Raw genomic sequence first — 11,279 nt, forward strand, 5'->3', positions numbered from 1 at the left:
GCATGCCCCGGCGCGATGAGTGAGACCCCCAAGAGCCCCCGCCGTCCCCTTGCCGCCGTCGTGCTTGCCGCGGGCAAAGGCACCCGGATGAAGAGCAGCCGGCACAAAGTGCTCCATCCGATTGCCGGGCGCCCGATGATCGAGCACCTGCTCGCCTCGCTTCGCGAGCTTTCGCCCGAGCGGACGGTGGTGGTCGTCGGCGACGGGCGCGATCAGCTCGAGGCGCAGCTCGGCGCCCGCGCGACGCTGGTGGTGCAGGAACCGCAGCTCGGCACCGGGCACGCGGTTCTGCAGACGCAAGCGGCGCTCGAGGGATTCGAAGGCGACGTGCTGGTGCTCTACGCCGACGTCCCGTTTGTCCGTCCCCAGACGATGCGCGCGATGATCGAGCGGATGCACATCGCGGGTGACACCGCCGACATCGTCGTGCTCGCCTTCGAACCGGAAGACACGCTCGAATACGGCCGGGTGATCTCCGACGGCGGGCGGATCAACTGGATGGTCGAGTACAAGGACGCGAGCGAGAAGGAGCGCGCCTGCCGGCTGTGCAACTCCGGCCTGATGGCGGTGCGCGGCGAGGGCCTGTTCGAGCTGCTCGCCCAGGTCGTCAACGACAACGCGCAGGGCGAATACTACCTGCCCGACATCGTCAACGTGGCGATCAAGCGTGGCGGCGCCTGCGCCGTGGTGACCACCCCCGACCCCGACGAAGTCGCCGGGATCAACTCGCGCGGCGAGCTCGCCGCGGCAGAGGGGCGCTGGCAGCACGCGCGCCGGGCGCAGGCGATGGCCGAGGGAGCGACGCTGGTCGCGCCCGAGACCGTCCACTTCGCCTGGGACACCGCGCTCGGCCGCGACGTGACCATCGAGCCGAACGTCGTCTTCGGTCCGGGCGTCAACGTCGCCGACGGGGCGACGATCCATGCCTTCTGCCACATCGAGGGGGCGGAGATCGGCGAGGGCGTCTCGGTCGGCCCGTTCGCGCGGCTGCGGAAGGGCACCATGCTGGCGAAGGGCGCCAAGGTCGGCAACTTCGTCGAGGTCAAGAACGCGGTCATGGGCGAAGGCGCGAAGGCCAACCACCTGACCTACCTTGGCGATGCCACCGTCGGCGCCGGGGCCAACATCGGCGCCGGGACGATCACCTGCAACTACGACGGCTACTTCAAGCACCGGACGGTAATCGGCGAGCGCGCCTTTATCGGTTCGAACAGCGCGCTGATCGCTCCGGTCAGCATCGGCGCCGATGCGATCGTCGCCGCCGGCAGCGCGGTCAGCCGCGACGTCGCCGCCGGCGAACTGCGCGTGGTCCGCGCCGAGCAGCTGGTGAAGTCCGGCTGGGCCGACCGCTTCCACGACGCGATGAAGAAGAAGAAGGCCGAGAAGCAAGGATGATCCTCAACGAAGAGCAGCTGGGGGTGATCCTCCAGGCCAGCATCGATCGCGCCAGCGAGCGGCTCGCGCAGTCGGGCGGCTTTCTTCCGTTCGGCGCGCGCGCCCTGCCCAACGGCGACGTCGAGTTCCTCGAAGCCGACGAGGCGGGCGGCGATGAGCCGCTCGACGCGCTTTACCGGCGGATCGGCGCGCTGCTCGCCGAGGACGCCAGGCGGCACGAGATCCTGGCTTCCACGCTCGTCGCCAACGCCCGCCTTCCGGCGGGCTTCGACAAGGAGTTCGAGACGGCAATCTCGGTGCTCGTCGAAGCGCAGGATTTCTGCCGCTCTGTAGTCGTCCCCTACCGCACGGCGCCCGACGGCGTGGTCCTCGGCAAGATGATCCCCGAAGAAGCGGAGCCGGCGGTTTTCGCCTGAGCCTGCTCCTTCACGAAACCGACGAAAAGCGGTTGCATTGATATCGTGATATGATATCGAGATATCATGCCGAGAATCCTCGCCGACCTGCCCGAAGAAGACATCCGCTGGCTCGATCGCCTTGCCGCGGAACAGGGTAAGTCGCGCGCTTCGGTGCTGCGCGAGGCGGTGAGCGCATTCCGGGGCGAGGGCCGATCGAGCTGGATCGATCGCGGCTTCGGCCTGTGGAAGGATCGTTCGGATCTGCCACTGTGAGCGGATTCGTGTTCGATACCGGCGTGGTGGTCGATTTTCTTGCCGGTCACGCTCCCGCGCGCAGCGAGTTCAACCGAGTTCTCTCTCAAGGTGGCCGGCCATGGGTCAGCCGACTGACCTGGATCGAGATTCTGTCCCGGGCAACGCTCGACAGCTTGCGCGAGGTCGAAGACTTCATGGCTGGTTTTTCGATCGACGAGATCGATGAGGAAATTGCCTCGCGCGCCGCGTCGCTGAGGCGCGAACGGACCGGCCTCGGGTTGCTCAACGCTACCGTCCTTGCCACGGCGCTATCGCGTGGTCGCGTGCTCGTTACCCGCAACACCACGGATTTCCCGTCCCAGATGCCGGGCATCCGCGTTCCTTACACTCGCTAACGGAAGACCAGTCTCATGTGCGGAATCATCGGCATCGTCGGCAAGCAACCGGTCGCGCAGCGCCTCATCGACGGGCTCAGACGGATGGAATATCGCGGTTACGACAGCGCCGGAATCTGCACCCTCGACGAAGGCCAGCTGATCCGCCGCCGCGCCGAGGGCAAGCTGATCAACCTGGTATTCGAGGTCGAGCGGCACCCCGCGCCGGGCAGCGTCGGCATCGCCCACACCCGCTGGGCCACGCACGGAGCGCCGACGACCAGCAACGCCCACCCGCACGCGACCGAGGAAATCGCGCTCGTGCACAACGGGATCATCGAGAACTTCCGCCCGCTGCGTCAGGGACTCGAGGCTCGCGGCCGCAAGTTCGAAAGCGAGACCGATACCGAGGTGGTGGCACACCTCGTGTCCGAGCAGGTCGAAGCCGGCAAATCGCCGCAGGAGGCGGTAAGCGCCGTGCTGCCGCAGCTGCGCGGAGCTTTCGCGTTGGCGATTGCCTTTCGCGCTCATGCCGAACTGCTGATCGGCGCCCGCCTCGGCTCACCGCTCGTCGTCGGGTACGGCGATGGGGAGACTTATCTCGGTTCCGACGCGCTCGCGCTGGCGCCGCTGACGCAGAAGATCGCCTATCTCGAGGAAGGCGACTGGGTCGTCATCACGCGCGACGGCGCTACGATTTACGACAAGGATAACAAAGAGGTAACGCGCGAAATTACCACTTCCGGCGCCTCGGCCGCGGAGATCGAGAAGGGCAATTACCGCCACTTCATGCAGAAGGAGATCTTCGAGCAGCCGACGGTGGTCGCGCAGACCCTGCGCAGCTACCTGCGCCCGCTCGAGCAGGAGGTCGCACTCCCGCAGATGGACTTCGACATCAGCGGGATCGACCGCGTCACCATCGTCGCCTGCGGGACTTCGTATTATGCCGGCATGGTCGCGAAATACTGGTTCGAACAATTCGCCCGCATCCCGGTCGACATCGATTTCGCCAGCGAATTTCGCTACCGCGAACCAGTGCTGCCGCCTGGCGGGCTGGCGTTGTTCATCTCGCAAAGCGGCGAGACCGCCGACACGCTCGCCGCGTTGCGCCACTGCAAGGCCGAGGGGCAAACGATCGCGGTCGTCGTCAACGTGCCGACAAGCTCGATGGCGCGCGAGGCGGACTTGCTGCTGCCGACGCATGCCGGTCCTGAAATAGGCGTTGCCAGCACAAAGGCTTTCACTTGCCAGCTCGCTGTCCTTGCCGCGCTCGCTGCCCATTTCGCGGTGCGGCGGGGCCGTATGTCGCGTGAGGAGGAAGCTGGCATTGTCCGTCACCTGCTCGAGGCGCCCGCGTGCCTTAACGCCGCGCTGGACCATGACGATGAGATCGCCGCGATGGCGCACCTTATCGCCCCGGCGCGCGACGTGCTCTATCTCGGGCGCGGACCGGATTTCCCGCTGGCGCTCGAAGGCGCATTGAAGCTCAAGGAAATCAGCTACATCCATGCCGAAGGCTACGCCGCCGGCGAAATGAAGCACGGGCCGATCGCGTTGATCGACGAGGCGGTGCCGGTGATCGTTCTTGCCCCGTCAGGCCCGCTGTTCGAGAAGACGGTCTCGAACATGCAGGAAGTGCGCGCGCGGGGCGGCAAGATCGTGCTTATCTCCGATGCCGAAGGTTTGCGCGAGGCAGGCGAGGGTTGTCTGGCGACGATCGAGATGCCTCGCGTGCATCCGCTGATCACGCCGTTGGTCTATGCTGTGCCGGTCCAGTTGCTCGCATACCACGTGGCGGTCGCCAAGGGCACGGACGTCGACCAGCCGCGCAATCTCGCGAAATCGGTGACCGTCGAATAGGCTCCGGATTCGTCCGGCGTTCGTCCGAGGCTTTACGCTGTCTCAACCATTGGCGCGCTAGCGCTGTTGGTGTGACAGACGGTCCTCCCGACCTGCCGCAGCTGCCGCTCAAGCTGTCGCTGTTGGCACTGATAGGCCTCAGCGAACCCGAGAAGGGTGACTGGGCGACTTTGCGCGCCCTGCAATATGGCCAGATTCACCGGTTGCAGCGCAGCCGGGCCATCGCCCACGCGATCGCCGTGGTCATCACCCTCAGTCTCTTTTACGGCAAGGTTCCGCTGGCTTATCTTGCGACCTGGCCGGTGGGTGTGATCGCCGCGCTGTGGACCTCGACGAAGATCGATAAGGGCCTGGCGGATGTCGACCGCCGCTCGATGACCCGGCGCGACTTTTGGCGCCAGGCTCTGGGGGTAGCGGCATCGGCGGCCATGTGGGCAATCCCATTGCTGGCATTCACACCATTTGGAACCAAGGCCGACCATCTCGCTCTCTGGACGATCGTGGCCATGCTCATCGCCGGCTGCGCTTTCGTGATGGCAGCGGCGCCGATGGCGGCGATCGTCTTCTCAGCGATCACCGGGTTGGCTGCGCTGGTTTCATTCCTCCAGCACGGCGACTGGATCTTTGCGGCAGTCGTGGCGGCGTTCGGCACGATCACTCTCGGCGGCACGCTCAATGTGGCGCGCACGTATCTTGCGGCGCAGATCGCCGAGGCAGGCGTGGTCGAGAAGAGCGAAGTCGTCTCGCTCCTCTTGCGCGAATACGAGGACAACGAGGCCGATTGGTTGTGGCAGGTCGATACCAATCGCCGGGTTCGCGGGGCCAGCCCGCGCTTTGCCTATGCCCTCGGCTGCGACATCGCCGACGTCGAAGGCGAATCGTTCATCAAGCTGATCGCCGGCGTATCGTGGGAGAGCGGACAATTCCCACCGAGCCTTCACGACCTCGCGGAGCGCCTCAAGCGCCGTGAAAGCTTTTCCAACCTGCTCGTCCAGGTCGAGGTCGCCAGCGGCCGCCGCTGGTGGGAGATATCGGGCACGCCGATGCGCGACGAGAAGGGCAACTTCATCGGCTTCCGCGGGGTCGGCTCCGACGTCACGCAGCAGCGGGAATCGTCCGAGAAGATCGCCTACCTTGCGCGCTATGACACGCTGACCGGGCTGCCCAACAGGCTGATGGTCACGGAATCGCTCAAGGAAGGGCTCAAGTACGCCGAGCAGTGGCGCACCCGCTGCGCCTTTCTGATGATCGACCTCGACCGGTTCAAGGCAGTCAACGATTCGCTCGGCCATCAGATCGGCGACCAGATGCTGGCGCAAGTCTCGCAGCGCCTCGAGGAGCTCGCCAGCGACAACGAGATGTGCGGCCGGCTCGGCGGTGACGAGTTCGCGGTGGTGATCCGCGATGCGTCCGATCGCAAGACGGTGGCCAGCTTTGCCAATCGGGTGATTCAGGCGCTCTCGCAACCTTACGACGTCGAGAACCACAAGCTCTACATCGGCGCCAGCGTCGGCTCGGCGATAGGCCCGCGCGACGGCACTACGGTCGAGACGCTCATGCGCAACGCCGACCTGGCGCTGTACCGCGCGAAGGACGCCGGCGGCGGCGAGCATTGCGTTTACGAGCCGACGTTGCACGCCGAGGCGGAGGAGCGCCGCCAGCTCGAATCGTCACTGCGCTTCGCTACCGACAGGGGCGAGCTGCTGCTCAATTACCAGCCGGTGGTCGACTCCAGGCGCGAGCATGTCGTCGCCTTCGAAGCGCTGGTCCGCTGGCAGAGCCCCGAGCACGGCTTCATCAGTCCGGCCAAGTTCATCCCGCTCGCCGAGGACACCCGGCTGATCGTGCCGATCGGCGAATGGGTCATGCGCGAAGCCTGCCGCGAGGCCGTCAAATGGCCCGACCCGATCAAGGTCTCGGTCAACGTCTCCGGCGAGCAGCTGCTCGAGCCGGGCTTCTCGCAGACCGTCGTCCGCGCCCTCTCCGACAGCGGCCTGCCCGCGGGCCGCCTCGAGGTCGAGGTGACCGAGAGCATCTTCGTGCGCGACGCGCAGATCGCGCGGCAGGCACTCGAGGAGATCATGGCGCTCGGCTGCACGATCGCCCTTGACGACTTCGGCACCGGGTACTCCTCGCTCGGCTACCTCAGGGCGATCCGCTTCTCGACCATCAAGATCGACCGCAGCTTCGTCCAGGGGGCCGCGCAGAACAGCCCCGAGAGCCTGGCGATCATCCGCGCCGTCGTGGCGATGTGCGACAGCCTCGAAATGACCACCACCGCGGAAGGCGTCGAGACCCCCGCCGAAGCGGCGATGATCCGCGACATGGGCTGCACCAAGATCCAGGGCTACTACTTCGGCCGTCCGATGCCGGCGGCCGAAGCTTTAGGCGTGGCGGAGCGCAGTAAGCGCGGCCTCGCCGCTGCCTAAGCCGCCACCAGCGCCTTCACCGCACTTTCGAACAACGCCCGCCCGTCGACACCGCCGAGCTCGGGCTCGATCGCGCGCTCGGGGTGCGGCATCATGCCGAGCACGTTGCCCGCCGCGTTGAGCACCCCGGCGATGCGCCGCTGCGAGCCGTTGACTTCCTCGCCGTAGCGGAACGCCACCCGCCCTTCGCCTTCGAGCCGGTCGAGCGTGGCCTCGTCGGCGAAATAGTTGCCGTCATGGTGCGCGACCGGGAGGCGGATCGTCTCGCCCTGCTCGTAGCCGGCGGTGAACAGCGACTGGCTGTTCTCGACCGTGAGCGGCACGGTGCGGCAGACGAATGTCAGCTGGGCGTTGCGCATCAGCGCGCCCGGCAGCAAACCGCTCTCGGTCAGCACCTGGAAGCCGTTGCACACGCCGAGCACCGGCACGCCCTTGTTGGCCGCCTCGACCACCGCGCGGACGATCGGGCTGCGCGCCGCCATCGCCCCGCAGCGCAAGTAGTCGCCGTAGGAGAATCCGCCGGGCAGGCCGATGAAGTCGAGCTTCTCGGGCAATTCGGCATCGCCGTGCCACACCCGGATCGCCGCGGTGCCGGAAACCTTCTCGAGCGCCACCGCGAGGTCGCGGTCGCAGTTCGAACCGGGGAACGTCACCACCGCCGCACGGAACGCCATCACGCCGTCTCCAGCTTCTCGATCCGGTAATTCTCGATCACCATGTTGGCGAGCAGCTTCTCGCACATCTGCCGGAGCGCGTCGTCGCTGGTGCCGTCGGCGACATCCATCTCGATCATTCGCCCGACGCGGACGTCCTCGACGCCCTTGAAGCCGAGGCCCTCGAGCGCATGGTGCACCGCGCGGCCCTGCGGGTCGAGCACCCCGGGCTTGAGGCTGACGAACACGCGGACCTTCATGGGCGGACCTTTCGGCAAGAGCGGAGGACTCGCGCGGAGCCTATGGCGATTGTCGGGCGGGGCGACAAGGGGGCGGCGAGTCGGGCCTGAAACAGGGTGACACTTTACGGACCCTGTCACCCGAATGACGCCAACATTAGCGTGTAAATACAATGTTATAAGTCAAAGGCGACGGGTGACACTTCTCCTACGGAAAATGTCGCTCGGGCGACGCGAGTGAGGCAAACCCGAAAAGAACATAACACGAACATAGGTTGTAGGAAAGGAAATTTCCCGGCCCGTCATTGAGCCACGAGCCGGTATCCCACCGCGGGTTCGTTGAGGATCAGTTCGGGCGCGGCAGGATCGCGCTCCAGCTTCTGGCGCAGCGCCCGTATCGCGACCCGCAGGTAGTCGATCTGATCTGCCTGCGCCGGGCCCCATACCGCGCGCAGCAGTTGCGCGTGCGTCAGCACCCGCCCGGCCTGCTTGGCGAGCTCCGCCAGCACGGCGAATTCCTTGGGGGTCAGGTGGACCTCGGCGCCCTCGCGCGCGACCGATCGGCGGTACAGGTCGATGGTGACGGGTCCGGTCTGGATCGGCTCCTGCTCGGCGCCGGGGCTGAGGTCGAGCAGGTTGTCGATGTAGCGATCGAGCTTCGCCCCCTCGGAAGCGATCGTCGACACCTGGTCCTTGTCGGTCGAGGCCGTGCGCTTCAGCGCGCGGGCGGCGGCGATGATCGCGGTAATCCGCGGCTTGATGTCCTGGCCGATCGACGCCAGCAGTGCCGAGCGCAGGCGGTCGTGCTCGCGGACGGCGACGAACTCGCGCGCATCGCGCTCGAGCCGGGCGCGTTCGAGCGCGAGCGCGACCTGGTCGAGCAGGTTGCCGAGCAGCGGCAACTGGTCGCGCTCGACCGGCAGCGTGCCGTCGACGCGGGCGAGGCCGATCGCCGCCATCACCATCTGGTCCGAGGCAACCGGGTGGAACTGCCATTCGGCCAGCGGAACGCGGCGGACGCCGCGCCCAGCCGCCTCTCCGGTGTTCAGCGTCAAGGCCGCGGCGGCAAAGTCGCTCGGCGCGAGGTCGACATTGGCCGGGGCGCTGGCGACGATCGTCGGCGCGTCGCCGCCGGTCAGGAGCACGGCGTTGCAGGCAAACAGGGCGGACAGCTCATTTACGGTCAGTGCAACGATATCCTGCTCGCTGGCGCACGACAGCAGGCGCCGAGCAAGCCCCGCGATCGTGGCGTTGCGCGCCGCATGCGCCGCGGCCAGGCGCGCCTGCTCGCGCAGCGAACCGGCCAGGCGGCTGGTGACGACGGCGACGAGGAACAGCATGGCGACGGTCACCACGTCCGCCGGGCTGTGGATGATGAACGTGCGGTACGGGGCGGTGAAGAAGTAGTTGTACGTCAGCGCGGCGAGGACGGCGGCGGCGAGCGACGGCCACAATCCGCAGTAGACCGCCCCGGCGAGCACCGCCGGCAGATACAGCAGCACCACCGGGGTGGTGCCCCAGTGCGGCGCGATCAATAGGCCGACAGCCGTCGATGCGGCGATCATCAGCACGGCCGCGGCATACGCAAGCGCGCCGGCTGATGGCGCTCGGTCCACTGGGGTAACCCTCGCGATCATGCGCTCAATTTGCGCCCGCGCGGGCGCGGCGTCGAGAGGGCATTGCATCGTGTCCGGACGAATCCACATGGAATCTTTATGGCTTGGACGCCCACATGAGGTCCATGTCCAAAGCCCCCAGCATCGCGCCGGCCGCCGAGCCGGAGCCATCGACTCCCCATCGTCCCGGCGAAAAGCTGCCGGTCCTGATGATCGGCGCGATCGGCGTCGTGTATGGGGATATCGGCACCTCCCCGCTGTACACGATGAAGGAAAGCTTCATTGGGCCGCATCCGATGGCGGTCGACGCGCTCCATATCTTCGGCGTGCTGTCGCTGATCTTCTGGTCGCTGATGATGATCGTGACGATCAAATACGTCGTCGTGGCGATGCGCGCCGACAACAAGGGCGAAGGCGGCACATTCGCGCTGCTGTCGCTGATTTCGCGCAGCCTTGACGGCAAGCGCTGGACCCCCCTGCTGGTGATGCTGGGCGTGCTTGCGACGTGCCTGTTCTACGGCGACGCGATGATTACCCCGGCGATCTCGGTGCTGTCCGCGGTCGAGGGGCTCGAGGTCGCGGCCCCATCGGTGGAATCGCTGGTGATCCCGATTTCCATCGTCATCCTCATCGGCCTGTTCCTCGTGCAGGCGCGCGGCACGGCGAAGGTAGGTGCGATCTTCGGGCCGCTGGTGCTGGTTTACATGGCGGTGCTGGCGGTGATGGGAATCAGCAACATCCTCGCCCATCCCGAGGTGATCGGCGCGCTCAACCCGCTGTGGGGCGTGCGCTTTTTCGCCGACAACCCGAAGACCGCCTTCCTGGCGATGGGCTCGGTATTCCTCGCGGTGACCGGCGCCGAGACCCTGTACGCCGACATGGGCCACTTCGGCCGGCGTGCGGTGGCCTATTCGTGGCTCGCGATCGCCTACCCGTGCCTGATGCTCAATTACCTCGGCCAGGGCGCGCTGCTGCTCGGCGATCCGTCGGCGGTGCGCAACCCGTTCTACCTGATGGCGCCCGAATGGGCCCGCGTGCCGCTGGTCATCGTCGCGACGATCGCCACGATCATCGCCAGCCAGGCGGTGATTTCCGGCGCGTTCTCGGTCACGCACCAGGCGGTGCAGCTCGGCTACCTGCCGCGGCTGCGCACGCTGCACACCAGCGAGAAGGCGGCCGGGCAGATCTACATCCCGGCGGTCAACTGGGGGCTGCTGGCGATGGTCATCGCGCTGGTGCTCGGCTTCAAGGCCTCGACCAACCTCGCCTCGGCCTATGGCATCGCGGTGACCGGCACGATGCTGATCACCACCGTCATGCTGGCCGTTCTGATTTTCCAGGTGTGGCGCTGGAACAAGGTGCTGGCGGCGGGCACGATCGGGCTGTTCCTGATCATCGACGGCGCCTACTTCGCCTCGAACATCACCAAGATCCCCGACGGCGGCTGGTTCCCGCTGACCGTCGCCGCCGTCCTGTTCACCGTGCTGACCACCTGGGCGACCGGGCGCCGGCTGATGCGCGAACGGCTCGCCGAAACCGGCCTGCCGCTGCCGATCTTCATCAAGTCCGCGGCGAACTCGGCGCACCGCGTGCGCGGCACGGCGGTGTTCCTCTCGGCTTCGGCCGACACAATCCCGTCGGCGCTGCTGCACAACCTCAAGCACAACCAGGTGCTGCACGACCGGGTGCTGATCCTGACGGTGCGGGTCGAGGAAGTGCCGTACAGCGACGCCGCGACGCGCGTCGAGGTCCATCCCGACAGCGACGGGTTCTACCGGGTAATCCTTCATTACGGCTTCATGGAAGAGGTCGACATCCCGCGCGACCTGGCCGGCATCGGCGATATCGGCGAACCGTTCGACATGATGCGCACCAGCTTTTTCCTCGGCCGCCAGAAGCTGATCCCCTCCAAGGAGGTGCCCGGAATGGCGCTCTGGCGCGAACGGCTGTTCGCGTGGATGAGCAAGAGCTCGGAAAGCGCCATGGAATACTTCCAGCTACCGACCAACCGGGTGATCGAGCTGGGCAGCCAATTGCAGATCTGAAGTTCGGCTGCTGAG

General features: G+C 66.5%; 10 protein-coding genes. 7 read left to right on the forward strand and 3 right to left on the reverse strand.

Going from position 1 to position 11,279, the window contains the following annotated elements:
* Positions 1-15: 15 nt before the first annotated feature.
* The 6 genes from glmU to G7B69_RS10850 all read left to right on the forward strand — a co-directional run bounded on the left by glmU (position 16) and on the right by G7B69_RS10850 (position 6,711).
* Positions 16-1,395 carry a bifunctional UDP-N-acetylglucosamine diphosphorylase/glucosamine-1-phosphate N-acetyltransferase GlmU gene (glmU, locus tag G7B69_RS10825; protein WP_243415125.1) on the forward strand — a complete coding sequence of 460 codons (1,380 nt, stop codon included), beginning with the start codon at positions 16-18 and terminating at the stop codon, positions 1,393-1,395.
* Entirely contained in the window at positions 1,392-1,811 is a 420-nt protein-coding gene (locus G7B69_RS10830; RefSeq protein WP_166179093.1) for a hypothetical protein, read from the forward strand. Before glmU ends, G7B69_RS10830 begins: the two co-directional genes overlap by 4 nt.
* A 66-nt stretch (positions 1,812-1,877) precedes the next feature.
* A complete protein-coding gene (locus G7B69_RS10835) occupies positions 1,878-2,066 on the forward strand; it encodes a ribbon-helix-helix protein, CopG family (protein WP_166179095.1) in 189 nt (62 codons plus the stop codon).
* Positions 2,067-2,074: 8 nt separating this feature from the next.
* Positions 2,075-2,443, forward strand: a complete 369-nt coding sequence (locus G7B69_RS10840) for a PIN domain-containing protein (RefSeq protein WP_243415126.1) — start codon at positions 2,075-2,077, stop codon at positions 2,441-2,443.
* Positions 2,444-2,458: 15 nt separating this feature from the next.
* Positions 2,459-4,282 carry a glutamine--fructose-6-phosphate transaminase (isomerizing) gene (glmS, locus tag G7B69_RS10845; RefSeq protein WP_166179099.1) on the forward strand — a complete coding sequence of 608 codons (1,824 nt, stop codon included), beginning with the start codon at positions 2,459-2,461 and terminating at the stop codon, positions 4,280-4,282.
* A gap of 71 nt (positions 4,283-4,353) precedes the next feature.
* Positions 4,354-6,711 carry a putative bifunctional diguanylate cyclase/phosphodiesterase gene (locus G7B69_RS10850; protein WP_243415127.1) on the forward strand — a complete coding sequence of 786 codons (2,358 nt, stop codon included), beginning with the start codon at positions 4,354-4,356 and terminating at the stop codon, positions 6,709-6,711.
* Here G7B69_RS10850 and purQ read toward each other — a convergent pair.
* The 3 genes from purQ to G7B69_RS10865 all read right to left on the reverse strand — a co-directional run bounded on the left by purQ (position 6,708) and on the right by G7B69_RS10865 (position 9,390).
* Positions 6,708-7,385, reverse strand: a complete 678-nt coding sequence (purQ, locus tag G7B69_RS10855; protein ID WP_166179101.1) for a phosphoribosylformylglycinamidine synthase subunit PurQ — start codon at positions 7,383-7,385, stop codon at positions 6,708-6,710. The two genes, G7B69_RS10850 and purQ, sit on opposite strands and share 4 nt — an antisense overlap.
* Positions 7,385-7,624: a phosphoribosylformylglycinamidine synthase subunit PurS gene (purS, locus tag G7B69_RS10860; RefSeq protein ID WP_166179103.1), complete on the reverse strand. Its 240-nt coding sequence runs from the start codon at positions 7,622-7,624 to the stop codon at positions 7,385-7,387. Before purS ends, purQ begins: the two co-directional genes overlap by 1 nt.
* A 281-nt stretch (positions 7,625-7,905) precedes the next feature.
* The gene (locus tag G7B69_RS10865) at positions 7,906-9,390 is read right to left on the reverse strand and encodes a DUF4118 domain-containing protein (protein WP_341479184.1); all 1,485 of its coding nucleotides are present in this window, start codon (positions 9,388-9,390) and stop codon (positions 7,906-7,908) included.
* Between G7B69_RS10865 and G7B69_RS10870 the strand changes: the two genes are divergently transcribed.
* Entirely contained in the window at positions 9,345-11,264 is a 1,920-nt protein-coding gene (locus G7B69_RS10870; protein ID WP_166179107.1) for a potassium transporter Kup, read from the forward strand. The two genes, G7B69_RS10865 and G7B69_RS10870, sit on opposite strands and share 46 nt — an antisense overlap.
* Positions 11,265-11,279: the final 15 nt, after the last annotated feature.

Origin of the sequence: Croceibacterium segetis, from assembly GCF_011320115.1 — a bacterium.
Taxonomy (GTDB): domain Bacteria; phylum Pseudomonadota; class Alphaproteobacteria; order Sphingomonadales; family Sphingomonadaceae; genus Croceibacterium_B; species Croceibacterium_B segetis.